Annotated in this window: 21 protein-coding genes; 4 read left to right on the top strand and 17 right to left on the bottom strand. The window is 65.5% G+C overall.

Annotated elements, in window-relative coordinates:
• Positions 1-88: 88 nt before the first annotated feature.
• The 5 genes from ACVIW0_RS15925 to ACVIW0_RS15905 all read right to left on the bottom strand — a co-directional run bounded on the left by ACVIW0_RS15925 (position 89) and on the right by ACVIW0_RS15905 (position 4,404).
• Positions 89-745 (bottom strand): carboxymuconolactone decarboxylase family protein, encoded by a 657-nt coding sequence (locus ACVIW0_RS15925; RefSeq protein ID WP_461353170.1) that lies wholly within the window; start codon positions 743-745, stop codon positions 89-91.
• A gap of 79 nt (positions 746-824) precedes the next feature.
• Positions 825-1,637, bottom strand: a complete 813-nt coding sequence (gene blaOXA, locus ACVIW0_RS15920) for a class D beta-lactamase (protein ID WP_461357345.1) — start codon at positions 1,635-1,637, stop codon at positions 825-827.
• 70 nt (positions 1,638-1,707) lie between these two features.
• Positions 1,708-1,971 carry an EscU/YscU/HrcU family type III secretion system export apparatus switch protein gene (locus ACVIW0_RS15915; RefSeq protein WP_076858236.1) on the bottom strand — a complete coding sequence of 88 codons (264 nt, stop codon included), beginning with the start codon at positions 1,969-1,971 and terminating at the stop codon, positions 1,708-1,710.
• On the bottom strand, positions 1,968-3,554 hold the full coding sequence (fliK, locus tag ACVIW0_RS15910) for a flagellar hook-length control protein FliK (RefSeq protein WP_461353169.1): 1,587 nt from the start codon (positions 3,552-3,554) through the stop codon (positions 1,968-1,970). Before fliK ends, ACVIW0_RS15915 begins: the two co-directional genes overlap by 4 nt.
• A 64-nt stretch (positions 3,555-3,618) precedes the next feature.
• Complete coding sequence (locus tag ACVIW0_RS15905) at positions 3,619-4,404, bottom strand: ATP12 family chaperone protein (protein ID WP_461353168.1); 786 nt, start codon at positions 4,402-4,404, stop codon at positions 3,619-3,621.
• 70 nt (positions 4,405-4,474) lie between these two features.
• Here ACVIW0_RS15905 and ACVIW0_RS15900 point away from each other — a divergent pair, with 70 nt between their 5' ends.
• A complete protein-coding gene (locus ACVIW0_RS15900) occupies positions 4,475-4,930 on the top strand; it encodes a hypothetical protein (RefSeq protein ID WP_461353167.1) in 456 nt (151 codons plus the stop codon).
• A gap of 317 nt (positions 4,931-5,247) precedes the next feature.
• Here the strand turns inward: ACVIW0_RS15900 and ACVIW0_RS15895 are convergent, their stop codons facing one another.
• The 3 genes from ACVIW0_RS15895 to ACVIW0_RS15885 all read right to left on the bottom strand — a co-directional run bounded on the left by ACVIW0_RS15895 (position 5,248) and on the right by ACVIW0_RS15885 (position 7,018).
• Positions 5,248-6,081 carry a c-type cytochrome gene (locus ACVIW0_RS15895; RefSeq protein ID WP_461353166.1) on the bottom strand — a complete coding sequence of 278 codons (834 nt, stop codon included), beginning with the start codon at positions 6,079-6,081 and terminating at the stop codon, positions 5,248-5,250.
• An 87-nt stretch (positions 6,082-6,168) separates the two neighbouring features.
• On the bottom strand, positions 6,169-6,363 hold the full coding sequence (locus ACVIW0_RS15890) for a hypothetical protein (RefSeq protein ID WP_461353165.1): 195 nt from the start codon (positions 6,361-6,363) through the stop codon (positions 6,169-6,171).
• A 103-nt stretch (positions 6,364-6,466) separates the two neighbouring features.
• Positions 6,467-7,018, bottom strand: coding sequence for an amidohydrolase family protein (locus ACVIW0_RS15885; protein WP_461353164.1), 552 nt, complete (start codon positions 7,016-7,018; stop codon positions 6,467-6,469).
• Between ACVIW0_RS15885 and ACVIW0_RS15880 the strand changes: the two genes are divergently transcribed.
• Entirely contained in the window at positions 7,008-7,532 is a 525-nt protein-coding gene (locus ACVIW0_RS15880; protein WP_461353163.1) for a hypothetical protein, read from the top strand. The genes ACVIW0_RS15885 and ACVIW0_RS15880 overlap by 11 nt on opposite strands.
• 273 nt (positions 7,533-7,805) lie before the next feature.
• Here the strand turns inward: ACVIW0_RS15880 and ACVIW0_RS15875 are convergent, their stop codons facing one another.
• The 5 genes from ACVIW0_RS15875 to ACVIW0_RS15855 form a co-directional block, all read right to left on the bottom strand.
• Positions 7,806-9,071, bottom strand: a complete 1,266-nt coding sequence (locus tag ACVIW0_RS15875; protein WP_461353162.1) for an RluA family pseudouridine synthase — start codon at positions 9,069-9,071, stop codon at positions 7,806-7,808.
• On the bottom strand, positions 9,068-9,385 hold the full coding sequence (locus ACVIW0_RS15870; protein ID WP_461353161.1) for a HigA family addiction module antitoxin: 318 nt from the start codon (positions 9,383-9,385) through the stop codon (positions 9,068-9,070). Before ACVIW0_RS15870 ends, ACVIW0_RS15875 begins: the two co-directional genes overlap by 4 nt.
• Before the next feature lie 12 nt (positions 9,386-9,397).
• Positions 9,398-9,682, bottom strand: coding sequence for a type II toxin-antitoxin system RelE/ParE family toxin (locus ACVIW0_RS15865; RefSeq protein WP_461353160.1), 285 nt, complete (start codon positions 9,680-9,682; stop codon positions 9,398-9,400).
• Positions 9,683-9,793: 111 nt separating this feature from the next.
• Positions 9,794-11,128 carry a replication-associated recombination protein A gene (locus ACVIW0_RS15860; protein WP_461353159.1) on the bottom strand — a complete coding sequence of 445 codons (1,335 nt, stop codon included), beginning with the start codon at positions 11,126-11,128 and terminating at the stop codon, positions 9,794-9,796.
• On the bottom strand, positions 11,125-12,483 hold the full coding sequence (locus ACVIW0_RS15855) for a DegQ family serine endoprotease (RefSeq protein WP_461353158.1): 1,359 nt from the start codon (positions 12,481-12,483) through the stop codon (positions 11,125-11,127). The genes ACVIW0_RS15860 and ACVIW0_RS15855 overlap by 4 nt, the downstream gene beginning before the upstream one ends.
• Positions 12,484-12,828: 345 nt before the next feature.
• Here ACVIW0_RS15855 and ACVIW0_RS15850 point away from each other — a divergent pair, with 345 nt between their 5' ends.
• Positions 12,829-14,442 carry an OprO/OprP family phosphate-selective porin gene (locus ACVIW0_RS15850; RefSeq protein ID WP_461353157.1) on the top strand — a complete coding sequence of 538 codons (1,614 nt, stop codon included), beginning with the start codon at positions 12,829-12,831 and terminating at the stop codon, positions 14,440-14,442.
• A 176-nt stretch (positions 14,443-14,618) separates the two neighbouring features.
• On the opposite strand, the gene ACVIW0_RS15845 is transcribed toward ACVIW0_RS15850, so the two are convergent.
• Positions 14,619-14,996, bottom strand: coding sequence for a winged helix-turn-helix transcriptional regulator (locus ACVIW0_RS15845; protein ID WP_461353156.1), 378 nt, complete (start codon positions 14,994-14,996; stop codon positions 14,619-14,621).
• Between the two features lie 118 nt (positions 14,997-15,114).
• Between ACVIW0_RS15845 and ACVIW0_RS15840 the strand changes: the two genes are divergently transcribed.
• Positions 15,115-16,128 carry a zinc-binding alcohol dehydrogenase family protein gene (locus tag ACVIW0_RS15840; RefSeq protein ID WP_461353155.1) on the top strand — a complete coding sequence of 338 codons (1,014 nt, stop codon included), beginning with the start codon at positions 15,115-15,117 and terminating at the stop codon, positions 16,126-16,128.
• Positions 16,129-16,661: 533 nt separating this feature from the next.
• Here ACVIW0_RS15840 and ACVIW0_RS15835 read toward each other — a convergent pair.
• From ACVIW0_RS15835 to rplQ, 3 genes are all read right to left on the bottom strand, one after another.
• Positions 16,662-16,958 (bottom strand): DUF1330 domain-containing protein, encoded by a 297-nt coding sequence (locus tag ACVIW0_RS15835; protein ID WP_461353154.1) that lies wholly within the window; start codon positions 16,956-16,958, stop codon positions 16,662-16,664.
• A gap of 6 nt (positions 16,959-16,964) precedes the next feature.
• Positions 16,965-17,759: an SDR family NAD(P)-dependent oxidoreductase gene (locus tag ACVIW0_RS15830; RefSeq protein ID WP_461353153.1), complete on the bottom strand. Its 795-nt coding sequence runs from the start codon at positions 17,757-17,759 to the stop codon at positions 16,965-16,967.
• 337 nt (positions 17,760-18,096) lie between these two features.
• Entirely contained in the window at positions 18,097-18,513 is a 417-nt protein-coding gene (rplQ, locus tag ACVIW0_RS15825; protein WP_212014904.1) for a 50S ribosomal protein L17, read from the bottom strand.
• Between the last annotated feature and the right edge of the window lie 25 nt (positions 18,514-18,538).

The raw sequence follows: 18,538 nt of genomic DNA, 5'->3' as shown, positions 1-18,538 counted from the left end.
CGGAGACTCCCCCTCACCCGGAATTCAAGCTCCGCTTGAATTCCGACCTCTCCCCGCAAGCGGGGCGAGGTGAAGTGGGGGCAGCGCCCTACTTCTCCCCGACCTTGAACGGCTCTTCCTTGCCGGGCGGCACGGTCTCCTCAGCCATCGCCAGGATCATCGCAACCATCACGTAGTTGCCGGCGAGCGCGGTGAGATCGACGATCTGCTGATCGTTGAAGATCTTTTTCGCCCGCGCATAGGTCTGGTCGGACACCTTCTTGGTCGTGGTCAGTTCGGTGACGAAGTCGTACACGACGGCCTCGTCGTCTGCCATTTTTGACGGCCGGTCGCCGGCCTTCAGCTCGGCGATGACGTCAGTCGACAGCCCGGCCTTGGCGGCGAGCGGCGCGTGGGCGAACCACTCGACCTGCGAGCGCCACTGCCGGCCGATGATCAGGATCGCGAATTCGTTCAGCCGGGTCGGCACCGAGGTCTGCCAGCGCAGATAATAGAAGAGGTCGTAGAGCCGCTGGCCGAGCACCGGGCTGCGGATGATCGGATTGTAGGGGCCGCCGATGCCGACGCTCGACACCTTCATGATCTGCTCGCCGAGCGGCCGCTGCTGGTCGTTGAGCTGATCCATGGTGAGCTGCGGGAAGCGCGGCTCCTTGCTGGTGGCCGGCGCCGAGAACACCGCGGCCGCGAGCCAGCCGCCCGCCGCGGCCAGCGTGAGCGACGAGAGCCAGACGGATGAAGATTGCATGATTTCCTCCGGTTTTTATCGGAGGAGGCTAGTCGAGCCGCAGGGCATCGACCAGCCGCGCTGCGCGTAGATCAGCCCCTCACAGCGCGACGATATCGGTGAGGCATTGCTGCGTCACGCTCATCCGCGCGTCGATCTGCGCTTGGGTCTTGCAGTCCATGTTCATCGCGAACACGGTGACGTCATTGCCCTTCTCGGACCAGCCGACCAGCCAGCCGAGTGAGCCGTGCTCTTTGTCGGTCAATCCGGTCTTGGCGCGAATGACGGCGTCGCCGACCTTCGTCACCGGGAGCATGTCGCACAACAGCTCTTGGCTGCGCTTGCCGACCGGCAGCACGCCGCGGCGCAGCCGGTCGAGGAAATCGATCTGCTGCACCGGATCGATCCGCAAATTGCCTGTCACCCAGAACTGGTCGATGCCGCCGCCGATATCGCGGTTGCCGTAGTCGATGATGTCGAGATACTTCTTCATCCGTTCCTCGCCGATCCGGCGGGCGATCTCCTGGAACACCGGAAACGCCGACACCGCGAGTGCCGAGCGCAGCGTATGATCCTTGTTCCAGGCCTCGATGCTGCGCGTCGTGCCGTCCCACTTGAAGACGTCCTTGTCGGGGTCCTGCACCACGCCGGTCTCGAGCGCGATCAGCGCGTTCGGGATCTTGAAGGTCGAGGCCGGCAATTTGCCCTCGCCGGAGCGCACCTTGTCGCTCGCGATGATCAGATAGTCCTCGATCTTGTAGCCGACGAAAGTGCCTTCGGTGCCGAGATCGAAGAACCGCTTCTTTAGATCCTCGCGAAACTCGCTGCGCTGGTAGGACACATTGGCGAAGCTGCGCGACGGCAGGATCGTGGCGGCAGCAAGCAGACCGAGCGCATGGCGGCGATGGATCACGGCAGACCTGATGTGGTTCGGGTTGACGACGATGGTGGATGCCATCGTGGTGAAAGGATGGCAAGAAAGGTTAGCGTGCCCGGCCCGACATCCGCAGCACGAACACCAAGACCTCGGCGACGGCCTTATAGAGCTCGGCCGGGATCTCGTCGCCGAGTTCGACATTGGAGAGCGCGCCGGCCAGCACCTCGTTCTCCTCGATCGGGATGTCGTTGGCCTTGGCGACCTCGATGATCTTGGCGCCGATCGCGCCCTTGCCCTTGGCGACCACGCGTGGCGCGCCGGCATGGTCGTAATGCAGCGCGACCGCGAGCTGGTTCTTCGCATCGCTCATGATGCGCGGTCCAGGAAATGGCCGGCGCGCGCCGGCGCCGGCTGCGGCGGGCTGCCGTCGCGGATCTCGATCTCGCCGGGCACGAGCTCGGCCCTGGTCAGCGCCTGGCTGAGTTCGGAGGCGCCGGCGCGCAGCTGCGCGGCGGTCGCGGGGCGCTCGGCCCACATCCGCACCGCGGTGCGCTCGCCGTTCAGCGAGACCAGCGCGTGCACCGGACCCGCGGGCTCGACGTCGAGCGTGAAGCGCGCCCGCCATACCCGCTTGGCGGCCTCGACCTCGTTGCCGCCGCCGTCGCGGGAAATCTCGAACTGCGCCATCGCCGTGCCCTGCTGGGTCAGGAACGGGATCTCGAAGTTCCAGCGCGGCACCATGGCGTCGAGTTGCGCGCGCGCAGCATCGCCGTGGCCGGGCAGCGAGGCGACCTGCAGCAGCGTCTGCCGCGCCAGCGCCGCGTCGGTGTTTTCCAGCAGGCGATGGGCTGCGGTTGCGAGCGGCGTGCCCGGCGCAATCGACGGCTCGGCAATCGCCTGCGCGGACGGCAGCGCGCCATGAAACGGCGGTGGCGGCGTGGCGCCGCGTACGGGCACATCGCCCGGCAGCATCTCGCGAGGCGCCGTGCCCTGCCGTGCCGGATTGCCGAGCTCGTGCAGCGCTTCCTGGATCAGATTGAGCGCGCCGCCCGACGAGGGGCCGGCATCGAGCGCCCCCGCGAGCGCGCCGGCGAGACCCGTGGCGGTGCGCGTCACGTCCTCGGCGACCGGCACGCGGGCCTGCGGCAGCAGGATCTCCTGAACCTCGAGGCCGGGCGTCGCCGGCGGCACAATGCTCGGCGCGGTGCCGGTGCCAGACAGCGCCGGTTGCTGCAGCGGTGGCGTGGTCGCAGGCCTTGTGGCATCGCCGGCGCCGAGCGAGGTCAGCGCCTGGCGCAGCACGATCAGCGCGGCCTTCAGATCCGGCGCGCTGCCGGCCGGCGGCGCAACGCCCGCGGCGAGCGTCGCCTCGAGCAACAGGCCGGATTTCTGGAAGCCGGCCTTGACGGCATCGCCGCTCAAATTCTGATCGAGGCCGGTCTGCTGCGCCAGCACCTGCGCGATCGCAGCCTGCAGCTTTGGCGGCAGATTGGCTGTCGCGACCGCGGTGAGATTGGCAAACAACGGCGCCTGGCTGCCCTGCACCGCGGCCGCGTGCTGCGCCGTCGCGGTGATGGTGACGCGCTCCAGTGGCGTGAGCACAGCCCTGGGCGCCGTGGCGACCGGCTGGGAAGCATCGGTGAGGTTGGTTGCGCCCGGCGACAGCTGCACGGCGTCGCCATTGTCCGCGTCCGGTCCAACCAGTTGCAGGCGGACGCCCCCGTCATTGCTCTGCGAAACTGCGAGTTGCAGGGCCTGGCCCTGCTGCAGCGGCACCTCGGTCTGCACGTCGATCGCGAGACTCGCGATCGCGATCCGCACCAGATCGGCGGACAACACCTTCAGCACCTGCGCATTGACGACGCTGCCCGCTTCGAGCGTGAGATCAGGCGCAACGCTGTCCGCCTCTTTCGAGGCGAGCACCGGCAGCACGGGATTGACGGCAATTGCCATGTCGGAGGTCTCGGCGAGGCGCGAGGAACGTACCGCAGGCTAGCCCGGCGCCGTAAACCCCTCGTTAACCGGTAGCCGACTTGAGCTCCCGGAGGACGCCGGCGGCGGCCTTGAAATCGACCAGGCGGGCGGCGCGGCGCTGGGCCACCTCCTCGTCGACGCCCCATTTCTCGATATTCCAGTCCTCGTCGACATGGGCGGCCGCCCAGACCTGGTCCTCGTCGCGGACACCATGCGCCAGCGCCAGCGCCAGCAGCGCCGAGCCGGTCAGCGTCGTCACCACATGGAGTGCGGCGACCGACCATGGATCGGTCGGGAACGCGGCGCGCGCCGCCTTGATCGCTGGCTCGGGCTGGCCGACATGCATGACCCCCTCGGCCATCACGAAATGGGCGCCAAGCGCATCCGCCGCCCAGAACAGGATCGGATCCCAATGCCGGGCCTCGCGCGCCACCAGCGTGTCGGGGTAGCCGGCGCGATAGAACAGCAAGTCGCTGCCCAAGAACTTGGCCGCATCGTCGGCGACTTCGTCGACGCGATCGATCACGCCCTCGATCACGCTGTTGGCGAGCCGCGTCAGCGGCATGGTGGTGGGATCGATGGTCTCGCCTTGCGCATTCCATTCCGCAGCGACCGCATCCGCGATAGCACGGGTCGGCACCGCGATCGGCTTGCCGGATCGCGAGCGGACCGGCTTGCCGTCCAGCGTGATCGAAAATCCACCATCGGCCTCGGTGACCGCTGCGCTGGTGTAGAACCGCTTGCGCTGCGGCGCGCGGATGTGGCGCCGCACCGCCTCCTGCGGATCGAGCGGAGCTTGGTTGGGGACGTCTTCGAAGAGTTCGCGCATTGCGCCGGCAGGCTTTCGTTCGGAGGGATTTCCCTGCAAGATATGTCAGCGGCAACGGCAAATAAAGCTGATGGGACGCGGCAAATTCCTCGCGGGTGTTTCGCTGGTTGCGGCGGTTTTCGGGGCCGCCACCGCCGGCGCCGGGTTCCGCTCGCCGGAATCCCTGATCCGCAATGTCTACGCCCATTATGGCAAAGGCAGCGCGGAGCTTTCGGCCGGGCTGCCGCGCGACGAGGCCACGGCGCGGCAATTCTTCGAGTCCGGCCTGCGCGCGGCGTGGTCGGCCCCGCACGACGCGCCCTATGATTTCCTGGTGCAGAGCCCGGCCTGGCAGCTCGGCGCCGTCTCGATCGCGATCCTGCGCCGGCAGTTCGACAAGACCTACCTGACGGTCACGTTCGACAATCAGGGCCGCAACGTCACCCTCAACTTCATCGTCGTCAACGGCCCCGACGGCTGGGTGATTTCCGATGTCGAGAGCCCGCACGATTCGTTGCGGATGTTTCTGGCGCAGTTCAGACGCTGATCTCGATGCTCCCTCTGCCCGAAGCTCCGAAGCCGTTCGCTGGAACCAAGCCTCGGGCGGCGCGACTCGAATGACGCGCCCGGCGACGCCGAAAAATTTCTGCCGATTGCCTGCGCGTCTCTCTATCTCCGCAATTCAGTCGGTGAATGGCACATCCGATTGATCGCTCTTTGACGACGGCGGCCATCACCACGATGGCGGCTGGGACCATGACGGCGGCTGGGACCGGGGTGGCGGCTGGAACCGCTGACCACCGCAGCTCGCGACCTAACGATCCGCCGGCCCGAAAGCCCGGCGGATTTCGTTGCGTCGAGACTTCACTCCACGCTGCCGGGCACCGTGCGCAAATAGGTTACCACGGCATCAAGGTCATCGGAGCTCATCCGGGCATAGTAATGGTACCCCATCGGGCGACCGAGACGGCTACCGTCGCGGCTGACACCTTCGGTGATCGCACGCTTGATCTCATCGTCGCTCCACGCACCAACCCCATTGGGTGTGATGTTGCGTGAGACTGACATACCCCATGTCCCGCGAAATTTGACGCCACCTGCGCCCAGCTTGCTCGTGTACTCCCGCCCTTTCGGCCCGATCGGCGTATGACAGGACATGCAATGCGCGATCGTGACGAGATAGAATCCCTTCTGTACCTTGTCGCTCATCATGGTTTCGTCGAAGGGCTTTTCGCCCCCCGGCGGAACGTGCTCGATTTGCGGCACCTTGTAGATCGGATCGGGCACTTTGTTATAAATGGGCGTGATCGTGCGCAAGTATGCGACAACCGCGTCGAGGTCGTGTTCCGTGAGGATGTGATAGAAGCTGGTCGGCATGATCATGGCGGTATGCACGCCCTTCGGGGTTTCCCCCGTACGCAGCAGCTTCTTGATATCGGCATCGCTCCAGCTTCCGATGCCTGTCTCCTTGTCTTGCGTAATGTTCGCGGCATGCACCGTGAAAGGCGGCTCGTCCCAGTAGCCTCCGCCCGAGAACGCCTTCTCCAGGACATCACCGTTTGGCCCCTTGGGCGTGTGGCAATTGCCGCAAGCCAGAACGCCGTTGACCAGGTAGTCGCCGCGTTTGACCAGTTCGGATTGGGCCGACGCGAGACTGGTGGTGGTGATGACGACAAGCATAATGAACAGGCTGCGCATATTGGTCTCCTTAAAAATCTCTTGGTGACTAAAAATTCAGAATCTCTCATCAGGCGCAGCTTTTCGCGCCGGACAGAAATGAGTATTTCAATCAAATCGATTCAGGCGATCCGAGCGACAGCCATCGCTGAAGTCGAGAATGGCAAAATTTGCCGCTGCCTTCCACGCGCCGATGCTACTATCGGACAAAGAATTCTGGCAATGTCCGCGATGGTCGTTATCGACGAATTCAGCGCGGTTGCCGGCTGGCTGATGTACGCCCTTGCCCTTGCCCTGACGCACCGAGGCGCTTGGTCTGCTTCGACAGATCCAGCGCGTGCGCGAATAGGTGGCGCGATCGCCCGGGTTCAGGCCAGCTGCCGCGGCCTCCCCCCCCCGCCTGTTGTCACGGCTTCTGATAGATCACGTGGCCGGCGCGGATGGTGGTGCTCACCCTCGCGAGATTGCCGACGTCGGCGAGCGGATCGCCGTCGAGCACCACGAGATCGGCATCAAAGCCCTGCTCGACCTTGCCCTTCTTCGCCGCCTTGAAGAACCGCGCCGGATTGGTCGTCAGCGACGCCAATACCTGGCGCTCCGACAACACCCGGTGCATCAGCTGAAGTTCCTGCGCGGTGTCGTACTGCGTGGTGAAGCCGACATCGGTGCCGAACAGCACCGTGCCGCCGTTGTCGGAGAATTGCTTGAGCTGGTTGACGGTCGCGGCAATCAGACGGTTGGTGACGTTGGGATCGAGCACGACCGTGGTGAACAGCCCCAGCGTCGGAATGAGCGCAGTGCCCTGCGCCTTGAACCGCGCCAGCTGGTCGTCGGTGTAGGCGCGCTCGCTCGGCGTGGTGTGCGCAAGCACGTCGACATCGGATGCGATCACGGTCTCGACGCCGATCTTGTTCTGCGGATGCGCGAACACCGGCCGGCCCCTGCGCGTGCGCGACATCGACGGCCGCCTTGGCGATCGCCGGGTCCATGTTCACGACGGGCTTGTCGCCCATGAACGCGCCGGTGAACAGCTTGATGCCGTCCTCGCCCATCGCGAGCCAGTCGCGCGCCCATTTTGCTGCCTCCTCTGGCGTCGCGACCTCGGGCAGCTGCACCTCGCTCGGGACATAGACGGGATGGCCGCCCTTCGGGAAGATGTTGCCGGCGAGCAGAATGGTCGGACCGGTAACCTCGCCCGCGGCGATGCGCTTGCGCAGGGGCAGCGTGTTGTTTGGATCGGAGCCGAGATCCCAGACCGTGGTGAAACCCCACCGCGTCAGCATCTCCTGCATGTGCTGCGTCAGCACCGCGGCCGGCGCTGCGCCGGCGTTGTGCCAGACACGCTCCGTGAAATGCACATGGCTGTTCCAGAACCCCGCAACAATGGTCTTGCCGCTGCAATCGATCAGGCGCGCATCCGGTGGCACCGTGACCTCGCCCGACTTGCCGACCGCGCTGATCACGCCGTCTGACGTCACGATCACGGCATCCGGCAGCGCGGTCGCATCGGCCGATGCGTAAAGCGTGCCGCCGCGGAGCACCACGGTCTCGGCATCTGACGCCGCCGAGCTGACGGCCAGACCTATAAGAACAAGCGCGACACGGAGCCAGATCGCGGTCATGGACAGCCTCTTTCAGGATTGCACGCCGGCAATGGTCCGGCGCGCGGCACCATAAAGGCTGTATGCGGCGCGGTTTGATCGTTCTTGCTGTCCGCGATTGATACGAGGGACGGCGCCCTGATGTCACTCCTCGGGCGCATTCTCGATCGGGTCGAAGCGATCGGCCTCGAGCCCGAGCAGATTCCAGGATTGCAGCATGTGCGGCGGCAGCGGCGCGCTGACATCGATCACACCGCCGCGCGGGTGCGGAATCACGATGCGGCGGGCGAGCAGATGCAGCCGGTTCTGCAACCCGCCCGGCAGTTGCCAGTTCTCCTTGTTGAAATATTTGGGGTCGCCGACGATGGCGTGATCGATATGCGCCATATGGGCGCGCAATTGATGGGTGCGGCCGGTCACCGGCTTGAGCGAGACCCAGGCGAGCTTGGTCGCGGAGGCCTCGACCACGGCGTAATAAGTCACGGCGTGGCTGGCGCCCTCGTCACCATGCTCGGCGATCCGCATGATGCTGTCCTCCTCGCTCTCCTCCTTGGCGAGGTAGGTCGAGATGCGGCCCTGCTTCGGCTTCGGCACGCCGGCGACCAGCGCCCAGTAGATCTTTCGCGCGGAGCGGTGGCGGAACGCGCCAGTCAGGAACGATGCAGCGAAGCGCGTCTTGGCGATCAGCAGGCAGCCGGAGGTCTCGCGGTCGATGCGATGCACCAGCCGCGGCTTCTGCCCCTTGGCATCGCGCATCACCTCCAGCATCTGGTCGACATGGCGCGTCATGCCGGAGCCGCCCTGCACGGCGAGACCGGCCGGCTTGTTCAGCACCAGCACGTCGTCGTCCTCGTACAGCGTCATCTCCTTCAGCGCCTGCAGCGTCTTCGCCTCGGCCTCCGAAAGCGTGCCTGATGTCTTCGGCGTGTCGAGCCGCAGCGGCGGGATCCGCACGCTCTGGCCCTCTTCCAGCCGGTCCTTGGAATCGGCGCGCTTGCCGTTGACCCTGAGCTCGCCCTTCCGGACGATGCGCTGGATGTGGGAGAACGACAGGCCCGGAAACCGCGCCTCGAGAAAGCGGTCGACGCGCATGCCGTTCTCGTCTGACGTGACGACGGCGGTCTGCACCTTGGTCGGCAAGGGCTGCTCGGCAGCCTGCTTCGCAGCAGCGGGCTCGGCTCGTTCCTCGCGGTCGCGGCGCGGCGCGGCAAAGCGCGGCGGCTTTCCGGCCGCGCGCTGCGCGAACGGACGATCACCCGACTTGCGGTCAACTTTGCGATCGTCAGGCTTGCGGCCACGCTGCACCGCCGCGCCCTTGCCTCGCTCCTTGCCGCGATCGCTGCCGCGGTCCTTGTCGCGCCCTTTGGCACGATCGCCCGGCGATGTGGTTCTGTTGATGCGGCGGCTCATGCGGTTTTTCCAAGCTTGCGAATTGACGAGCGACCCGCGCGCCGCGGCAGGGCCGCGATCTGGGTACCGACCTCTTTCTCAGCGACCCTTAGCTCGTAAAGCTGCTGGAGATTCATCCAGAACTGCGGGGTCGTGCCAAACCAGTGCCCAAGCCGGAGTGCCGTGTCGGCGGTGATGCCGCGTTGACCGTGAATAATGCCGGTAATGCGGTTCACGGGAACATCGATCTGGCGCGACAGTTCGGCAGCCGTGATGCCGAGTTCACGCAGCTCTTCCGCAAGATGCTCTCCGGGATGGATGGGTGTGCGTGACATGAATATCTTCTCTTAATGATAGTCTACGATCTCAACGTCGACCGGGCCAGGCGATCCGTCCGGCCACCGGAAACAGACCCGCCATTGATCGTTGATGCGAATCGAAAATTGACCGGTGCGGTCGCCTTTCAGCGCTTCCAGTCGATTTCCAGGTAACGCCGCCAGATCAGCAAGGCTGGTTGCCGCCTCCAATCGATCAAGACGCATCTCGGCCTGCCGGGCGAACCCTGAGAACTCCTTGACGTGCCGTCCGGAGGCAAATCGTTCGGTGACCTTGTCTCGGTAGCTGACAATCACAGCATGGACGTTATCAGGAATTACGTCTTACGTAAACAGTAATTCCGCTATTCGCCGGGCTTCTGCATATTTGGCTAGATGGATTGCTTCGCTTGGCTGGCGATGAGGGGCCTAGCTCCCGCCGCGCTCCTTGCGCAGCCGCGCCCAGTAATCCAGCCGTTTCCTGATCTCGCGCTCGAAACCGCGGTCGGGCGGATCGTAGAAGGTCTGGCGGCCGAGCGCTTCCGGGAAATAGTCCTGGCCGGAGAACGCATCCGGCATGTCGTGATCGTATTGATAGCCGGAGCCATAGCCCTCCGACTTCATCAGCTTGGTTGGCGAATTCAGGATGTGCTTCGGCGGCAGCAGCGAGCCGCCCTGCTTGGCGGTCTGCATCGCGGCACCGAACGCGGTGTAGACCGCGTTCGATTTCGGCGCGGTGGCGAGATAGACCACGGCCTGCGCGATCGCGAGCTCGCCTTCGGGCGAACCGAGGAAATCATAGGCATCCTTGGCGGCGTTGCAGACCGCCAGCGCCTGCGGATCGGCCAGGCCGATATCCTCGACCGCCATGCGCACCACGCGCCGCGCCAGGAACAGCGGGTCCTCGCCGGCATCGAGCATCCGCGCGAGATAATACAGCGCCGCATCCGGATCGGAGCCGCGCACCGACTTGTGCAGCGCCGAGATCAGATTGTAATGGCCGTCGGCCGATTTGTCGTAGATCGGCGCGCGGCGTTGCAGGATCGCCTGCAACTGCTCGGCGTTGAACACCTCGCCCTTGCGCGCGGCGCGCCAGACCTCTTCGGCCAGTGTCAGCGAGGCGCGGCCGTCGCCGTCGGCCATCCGCACCAGCACGGCGCGCGCTTCCGCATCGAGCGGCAGGCTCTTGCCCTCGATCTTCTCGGCATTGGCGAACAGCTTTTCGATCGCGGCGGTATCGAGCGAGTGAAACACCAGCACCCGGGCGCGCGACAGCAGCGCCGCGTTGAGCTCGAAGGACGGGTTCTCCGTGGTGGCGCCGACCAGCACCACGGTGCCGTCCTCCATCACGGGCAGGAAGGAATCCTGCTGCGCGCGATTGAATCGGTGCACCTCGTCGACGAACAATAGCGTGCCCTTGCCGGTCTCGCGGCGGGCCCGCGCGGCATCGAACGCCTTCTTGAGATCGGCGACGCCGGAGAACACCGCGGAGATCTGCTCGAAATGCAATTCGGTGGCGTCGGCGAGCAGCCGGGCGACGGTGGTCTTGCCGGTGCCGGGCGGTCCCCAGAACACCAGCGAGCCCAAGGTCCGCGTCTCCAGCATGCGGGTCAGCGCGCCGTCGGGACCGAGGATGTGGTCCTGGCCGACCACGTCGGCCAGCGTGCGCGGACGCAGCCGGTCCGGCAGCGGGTGTGGCGCGTCCTGCTCCATCCCCGCCGCAGCAAAGAGATTGCTGGTCTGGTGCGGTCTCTTTGGGCTCATCCGCCGAGCGTCACGTTGATCTGCTGGCCGCCGCGCACCAAGGTGATGCGCCAGATCCGCGAGCCCGCCTTCGATACCTTGTCGAGGTCGCTGGTGCGCACGATCTTCTCATTGTTGACGGCGAGGATGATGTCGCCCTTCTGGAAGCCGACATTGGCGGCGGTGCCGTCATCGGCGAGATCGGTGACGACGACCCCTTCGGCGCCGGCATCGAGATGCAGCTCATCGGCCAGCGCCGGCGAGATGTTGGCGACCCGTGCGCCCTGGAACGGCGAGCGCGCGGTCAGCACGATCTCGTTGCGATTGGTGTCGGGTGCGGTCTCCAGCGGCACGGTCAGCTTAACCGGCTTGCCGGCGCGCTGCACCTCGATCTCGGCGCTGCCGCCGAGCGGACGGGTGGCAAAGCGGTAGTCGAACGCGTTGGGATCGTCGACCGGCGTGCCGTCGATCCCGACGATCAGGTCGGACAGCTTCAGCCCGGCCTTCGCCGCCGGGCTGTTCGGCGCGACGTTGGCGACCAGCGCGCCGCTCGGCAGCTTCAGCCCCAGCGTCTCCGCGATCTCCGGCGTGACCGCTTGCAGCCGCGCGCCGAGCCATGGCCGCTTCACATTCTTGCCGCCGCTCTTGGCGGAGGCCACCACCACGCGCACCATGTTGGCCGGGATCGCAAAGCCGATGCCCTGCGAGCCGCCGGAGCGCGAGAAGATCGCGGTGTTGATGCCGGCGAGCCGGCCGGTCATGTCGACCAGCGCGCCGCCCGAATTGCCGGGGTTGATCGCCGCGTCGGTCTGAATGAAGAATTGATAATCCGTGATCCCGACTTGCGTGCGCGCGAGCGCCGAGATGATGCCGTGCGTCACGGTCTGGCCGACGCCGAACGGGTTGCCGATGGCGAGCACGACGTCACCGACCTGCAGCTGGTCGGAATTGGCGAAGTCGAGCGTTGAGAATTTTTCCTTGTTGGTCTCCTTCAGCCTGAGCACCGCAAGGTCGGTGCGGCTGTCCTTCAGCACGATCTCGGCCTCATATTCGCGCTTGTCGGCGAGCGAGACCTTCACCTGGTCGGCACCCTCGATCACGTGGTTGTTTGTGACCACGAGGCCGGACGCATCGACCATCACGCCCGAGCCGAGCGAGCGCTGCATCTGCTCGGGCTGCTGCCCGGGCACGCCGAAGAAGCGGCGGAAGATCGGATCGTCCAGGAACGGGTTGCGGTTCTGCACCGTCTTGGCGGCATAGACGTTGACCACCGCAGGCTGCACCCGCTGCACGATCGGCGCGTAGGACAGCTGGAGCTCGGCCTGCGAGGACGGCACGCGGCGGTCCTGGGCTGCGGCCGGGGACAGATTCCCCATCAAAGCCAGCGTGCACAGGGCCGATATAGCAGCAAAACGGACGGGTCGGAGCATTCTCACCTCTCGAAGAAACGCCGGAATATAGGCGCGTTCGCCGGGCAATTGAAGGGCGCCCGGCCGTATAAACCGCCCCTGCCGGAACGGTGCAAAACCCCTGGCCGCCGCGTTGAAGCGCGCCGCCAAGCTCCTATGATGATTGTCATCTCACTGCGCTGCTCCGCTTGTTGCCTGCGGACAACAAGCGGAACCGCGATGCCTGGAGGCGCTGTCGTGCGTCGGTCACGTTCAACTCCTAGGACGCTTTGGTGAGTGAGTGGGGACTTCAAAACGCAACAGGGGTGCACAATGGGTGCGACAAAAGTTGGTGCAATCGCCATCGGGCTTGCGGGGGCGCTCGCCGCCTCGCCGGCCTATTCGCAATCGGCAGGCGGCGGCAGCGACGCGGAGATCGCGCTGCTCAAGCAGCAGCTGAAGATGCTCGAGCAGAAGCTCGACAAACTGCAGAAGCAGACCAACGCCAATACCGCGACCGCGGCCAGCGCGAACGCCAACGCGAAAGCGGCCGATGCCAAGGCAACTGATGCAAAGGCGGCACGGGTCGCAAGCGCGAACGCGGCGATCCCGGTGAAAGGCCCGGCCGCGCCGTCCGGCGTCGTGGTGACGATGCCGAACAACCGGCCGACGATCTGTACCGCGGACGAACAGAACTGCGTCGCGATCACCAGCCGCATTCATTGGGACGTCGGCGGCTATGACTATCGCCCGAACACCGCAGCCACCTCGCCGCAGAAGCTCGACAGCGGCGAGAACCTGCGCCGTGCCCGCATCGGCGTCGTCGGCAAGTTCTTCGGCGACTGGAATTACGCGCTGATCTACGACTTCGGCGGCTCGTCCGACGGCTTCGGCGGCGCGGCGCCGGGATCGCTGCCCGGCGGCGGCACCTCCGGCGTCGAGAACGCCTATCTGAGCTACACCGGCTTCAAGCCGTTCGGCGGCAAGATGGCGATCGAAGGCGGCATCATGGATATCCCGTGGACGCTGGACGAAGCCACCAGCTCCAACGACATCCTGTTCATGGAACGCGCCTCGGTCGGCATCATCGCGCAGAACATCGCGGCCGGTGACTTCCGCTCCGGCGCCGGCACCCGCTGGTGGAACGACCAGCTCTGGATCGGCGGCTATGTCACCGGACCGACCACGGGCGCGATCCACTCCGCCTCGTCAGCCTCGCCGGCCGGCACCTCCGAGCAGTATGGCGGCGTCGTCCGCGTCGCCGGCAATCCGATCAGCGGCAAGAACTATTCGGTGCATATCGGTGCCGACGCGGAATGGCTGGTGCAGCCGCCGCGCAACCAGCTCACCCAGGCACAGACGCTCACGCTGAGCGACCGGCCCGAGCTGCGCATCGATCCGACGACGCTGATCTCGACCGGCGCGATCGCCAACGTCTCCGGCGCGCAGGTCTACGGCGTCGAGGCCGCGGCGACCTACGGCCCGTTCATCGCCCAGGGCGAGTACTACTGGTTCAACGTCGACCGCTCCGCGAATACCGGGCTGCCGCCATTCGGCGCGCCGAGCCTGAAATTCGACGGCGGCTACGCGCAGGTCGGCTATGTGCTGACCGGCGAGAACCACGCCTACAATCCGGCGACGGCCTCCTACAGTGGAATCAAACCGCACGATCCGTTCTCGCTCGCCGGCGGCGGCTGGGGCGCCTGGGAAATCGCCGGCCGCGTCAGCACGATGAACCTCAACGACCAGGTCGGCCAGGCGGTCGGCGTCGCGGGTGGACGGCAGACCGTCTACACCGCCGCGCTGAACTGGTACGTCAACAACAACGTCCGCTTCATGCTGAACTATCTGCACGGCGACATCGCCAAGCAGGCGTCTGCGACGTCGAGCGCGGATGCCGGCTCGAAGTTCGACGCTGTCGCGCTGCGCACGCAGGTCGCGTTCTGAGGCGACTTACCTCTCCCCAACGGGTGAGGTCAAATTGCGCCTGGCGATGCGAAGCATCGTCCAGTGCAATTCGGGTGAGGGGCGCCGTCTCCTTGATGGAGCGTAATCCCTCATCCGGATCGCATCTTGCGATGCGATCCGACCTCTCCCTCCGGGAGAGGTGAAGCGCGAACGCATCACGCCGCGCGCTTCTTCTTCGCGACAATCTCCGGCGCCGGCGCGCAGGACAGCCGCTCCTGATGGCCCTCGCCCCAGGCTTTCAGGATGTCGATCACCGGGCGCAGGCTCTCGCCCAGCTCGGACAGCGTGTATTCGACCCGCGGCGGCACCTCGGCATAGACCTTGCGGATCACGAGGCCATCGTCCTCGAGCGCGCGAAGCTGCTTGGTCAGCATGCGCTGGGTGATGCCGGGCATGCGCCGCCGCAGCTCGCCGAAGCGCTGGGTGCCTGCCTGCAAATGATACAGGATCACGCCCTTCCATTTGCCGTCGATCAGGTCGAGCGCTGCCTCGACCGCGCAACCCGGCCGGCGGGCAAAATTCTTCCGTTTCATCGGCATTTTTCCAATAGTATACAAACAGGGACTAGTTCCCTGTTTTTACAGTACTTGCCAAAAGGACGCCAGCGCGACAGGTAAGGCGGCAGGCAACCGCCCCACCACGGAGACCAACATGAAGGCCGTCGGATACCAAAAATCGCTGCCGATCGAGGCGGCGGAGTCGCTCGTCGATTTCGAGATCGCCAAGCCCGAGCCGAAGGGGCGCGACATCCGCGTCGCGGTGAAGGCCATCTCGGCCAACCCGGTCGACTACAAGGTGCGCAAGCGCGCGGCGCCGACGGACGGCAGCTACAAGATCCTCGGCTTCGATGCGGCCGGCGTGGTCGACGCGGTCGGACCCGACGTGTCGCTGTTCAAGCCCGGCGATGAGGTGTTCTACGCGGGCTCGATCCAGCGCCAGGGCACCAATTCGGAATTTCACCTGGTCGACGAACGCATCGTCGGCAACAAGCCGGCCTCGCTGTCATTCGCGCAGGCTGCCGCCCTGCCCCTGACCTCGATCACCGCCTGGGAATTGCTGTTCGACCGGCTCGGCGCGGTGCCGGGCAAGAGCCTCGATCCGCGCACGCTCCTGATCATCGGCGGCGCCGGCGGCGTCGGCTCGATTCTGATCCAGCTCGCACGCCGCCTCACCGGCCTCACCGTGGTCGCAACTGCGACGCGGCCGGAGTCGCAGAAATGGTGCCGCGATCTCGGCGCGCATGCGGTTATCGATCACGCGCAGCCGATGAAGGAGCAGATCGAGAAGTTGAAGCTGCCACCGGTCGGCCTGGTCGCCAGCCTCACCTTCACCGACCAGCACTACAAGTCGATCGCCGACTTCATCGCACCGCAAGGCAGGTTCGGCCTGATCGACGATCCCGCGGAATTCAACGTCGCCGTATTCAAGGGCAAGGCGGTGTCGGTGCACTGGGAATCGATGTTCACGCGCTCCTCGTTCCAGACGCCGGACATGATTGCGCAGCATCATCTGCTCAACGACGTCGCCGATTTGATCGACAAGGGAGTGCTGCGCACCACGCTCGACCAGACCTTCGGTACCATCAACGCCGCCAACCTCAAGCGCGCGCACGCGCTGCTGGAGAGCGGCAAGTCGCGCGGCAAGATCGTGCTGGAGGGCTGGTAGCTCCGCTGCGTAGGGTGGATTAAGCGACCACGTCCGCCGCAGCCAACGAGCGAAGGCGGGAGCCGTAACCCGCCGCCGCACGCGCCGAAGACGGCGGGTTACGCTACGCTAACCCGCCCTACATGACTTCCCCACGGGGCGGAGCGGTGCTGGCGCCCCAAGGGTATGCAAAGGGGATGGGAGAAAGCCGATGCGTTTGCTCACGGCCGATCCGTCGCGGATCGATCCGGAGTGGATGACGCGGGGCGTTGCGCGCGGCCGGTGCGATCGACCAGGTCGGGCTCATCGATCTCGTTTGCAAGCCGGTCGGAAATGCCTTGTCGGCGACGGCTATCGATTTCACCTGAGCTATGACGGCCACGAGCCGAACGCGCCAGCGAGCGTGGTCGGCAAATTCCCCGATGAGCTTAGGTTGAGCTGGAGCAGCGTCGAAGGATTACCTCTCCTCCGCAACTCGGGTGGACCCGAGTTGCGGAGGAGAGGTGATCCGAAACCTTGGCGAGCCGATTCAAAAAGTTGGCCGGGATAGCTTCCTAGACCGGCGGCACGCCCTCGACAAACAGCAGCCGCCGCTCCAGCGCCGTCCACCGATGCTTGAGCGCTTGCGCGTACTCCGTGGACGCGTACCATTCGCGCAGACGCGCCATCGTCGGAAACTCGACGATGACGATTGTCTTCGGCGGCGGACCGCCCTCCACCAGCTCGGCGGCGCCGCCGCGCACGATGTAGCGTCCGCCATAGTGTTCGATGGTCTTCGCCGCCAATGTGCGATAGGCCTCGAACGCCGCAGCGTCCCGCATCTCGACCTCCGAGATGACATAGGCCGACATGCGCGCTTACGCGATCGTATTGACGATGCCGCCCTCGGCGCGCAGCGCGGCGCCGTTCGTCGCGGAGGCCTGCTTCGAGCAAACATAGACCACGAGATTGGCGATCTCTTCGGTGCTGGCAAAGCGCTGCAACAGCGAGGTCGGCCGGTGCTGCTTGACGAAGTTGGCGGCCGCCTCCTCGACCGACTGGCCGTTCTGCCTGGCGAGATCCTTGACGAAGGTCTCGACGCCTTCCGACATGGTCGGTCCAGGCAGCACCGAGTTGACGGTGACCGCGGTGCCCTTGGTCAGCTCCGCAAGCCCGCGCGCGATCGCAAGCTGCGCGGTCTTGGTCATGCCGTAGTGGATCATCTCGGTCGGGATGTTGAGGCCGGACTCCGAGGAGATGAAGACGATGCGCCCCCAGTTGCGCTTCAGCATGCCCTGCATGTAGCCGCGCGACAGCCGCACGCCCGACATCACATTGACCTCGAAGAAGCGGCTCCAGTCCTCGTCGGGAATGTCGAAGAAGCCCTTCGGCTCGAAGATACCGGCATTGTTGACGAGGATGTCGACCTCCGGCAGCGCCGCGAGCAGCGCCTTGCAGCCTGATGCTGTCGAGACGTCGGCCGCGATGCCGCGGACCTTGGCGCCGGGCACTGCCTTCGCGATCGCGGCCACCGCCGCATCGACCTTGGCCTGACCGCGGCCATTGACCACGACCTCGGCGCCGGTTTCGGCCAGCCCCCTGGCGATGGCGTTGCCGATGCCCGCGGTCGAGCCGGTCACCAGCGCAGTCTTTCCGGAAAGGTCGATTTTCATGACGTCATCTCCATTGATGCTGGTCGAGATATCGGGGGCGGCACAACGAGCCGCAATCGCTCTCACCGATGCGTGAGGAACATGCCACAGCGAGGTCGTCCTGGCGAAGGCCAGGACCCATTACCACCGCGTCCGATGGTGAGCGGGATCGTGGCCCCAGCGCCTGCAACAATGAGCTGTTGGGGTTATGGGTCCTGGCTTTCGCCAGGACGACCGTGGGGATAGAGCCGTTGCCAAACAAAACGGCGCCCGAAGCCAAACAAAAACGGCGCCCGAAGGCGCCGTTTTCAAAACCTGGGCTCGAGAGCGGCTTAAGGCCGCCTCGGCGAAGACTGGCTTACGCCGCCTCGGCCTCGCCGCCCTGCGCCGGACCCGAATCCTGGCCCTTGGCGTCGACGTCGCGGTCGACGAACTCGATCACGGCCATCGCGGCGTTGTCGCCGTAGCGGAAGCCGGCCTTGATGATGCGGGTGTAGCCGCCCTGGCGGTCCTTGTAGCGGGTCGCCAGCGTGTCGAACAGCTTCTTGACCTGGTCGAGGTCGCGCAGCTCGGAGATCGCCTGGCGGCGCAGCGACAACCCACCCTTCTTGCCGAGCGTGACGAGCTTCTCGACGATCGGCCGCAGCTCCTTGGCCTTCGGCAGCGTGGTGACGATCTGCTCGTGCTTGATCAGCGCGGCCGCCATGTTGGCGAACATCGCACGCCGGTGCTCGGCGGTGCGGTTGAGCTTCCGATGAACCTTGCCGTGACGCATTGACTTCTTCCTTCTTCAATTCTGT

The sequence above is a fragment of the Bradyrhizobium sp. USDA 4454 genome (assembly GCF_054822705.1).
Note: the sequence above shows the minus strand (reverse complement) of the source record. Positions and strands in the feature narration are given on the sequence as shown.

Bases quoted from the DNA above. Each gene is read 5' to 3' on its own strand.
- ACVIW0_RS15925 (WP_461353170.1), bottom strand. From the start codon at position 745: ATGCAATCTTCATCCGTCTGGCTCTCGTCGCTCACGCTGGCCGCGGCG.
- ACVIW0_RS15915 (WP_076858236.1), bottom strand. From the start codon at position 1,971: ATGAGCGATGCGAAGAACCAGCTCGCGGTCGCGCTGCATTACGACCAT.
- fliK (WP_461353169.1), bottom strand. From the start codon at position 3,554: ATGGCAATTGCCGTCAATCCCGTGCTGCCGGTGCTCGCCTCGAAAGAG.
- ACVIW0_RS15905 (WP_461353168.1), bottom strand. From the start codon at position 4,404: ATGCGCGAACTCTTCGAAGACGTCCCCAACCAAGCTCCGCTCGATCCG.
- ACVIW0_RS15900 (WP_461353167.1), top strand. From the start codon at position 4,475: ATGGGACGCGGCAAATTCCTCGCGGGTGTTTCGCTGGTTGCGGCGGTT.
- ACVIW0_RS15895 (WP_461353166.1), bottom strand. From the start codon at position 6,081: ATGCGCAGCCTGTTCATTATGCTTGTCGTCATCACCACCACCAGTCTC.
- ACVIW0_RS15885 (WP_461353164.1), bottom strand. From the start codon at position 7,018: ATGTCGCGCACGCGCAGGGGCCGGCCGGTGTTCGCGCATCCGCAGAAC.
- ACVIW0_RS15875 (WP_461353162.1), bottom strand. From the start codon at position 9,071: ATGAGCCGCCGCATCAACAGAACCACATCGCCGGGCGATCGTGCCAAA.
- ACVIW0_RS15870 (WP_461353161.1), bottom strand. From the start codon at position 9,385: ATGTCACGCACACCCATCCATCCCGGAGAGCATCTTGCGGAAGAGCTG.
- ACVIW0_RS15860 (WP_461353159.1), bottom strand. From the start codon at position 11,128: ATGAGCCCAAAGAGACCGCACCAGACCAGCAATCTCTTTGCTGCGGCG.
- ACVIW0_RS15855 (WP_461353158.1), bottom strand. From the start codon at position 12,483: ATGGGGAATCTGTCCCCGGCCGCAGCCCAGGACCGCCGCGTGCCGTCC.
- ACVIW0_RS15850 (WP_461353157.1), top strand. From the start codon at position 12,829: ATGGGTGCGACAAAAGTTGGTGCAATCGCCATCGGGCTTGCGGGGGCG.
- ACVIW0_RS15845 (WP_461353156.1), bottom strand. From the start codon at position 14,996: ATGAAACGGAAGAATTTTGCCCGCCGGCCGGGTTGCGCGGTCGAGGCA.
- ACVIW0_RS15840 (WP_461353155.1), top strand. From the start codon at position 15,115: ATGAAGGCCGTCGGATACCAAAAATCGCTGCCGATCGAGGCGGCGGAG.
- ACVIW0_RS15835 (WP_461353154.1), bottom strand. From the start codon at position 16,958: ATGTCGGCCTATGTCATCTCGGAGGTCGAGATGCGGGACGCTGCGGCG.
- ACVIW0_RS15830 (WP_461353153.1), bottom strand. From the start codon at position 17,759: ATGAAAATCGACCTTTCCGGAAAGACTGCGCTGGTGACCGGCTCGACC.
- rplQ (WP_212014904.1), bottom strand. From the start codon at position 18,513: ATGCGTCACGGCAAGGTTCATCGGAAGCTCAACCGCACCGCCGAGCAC.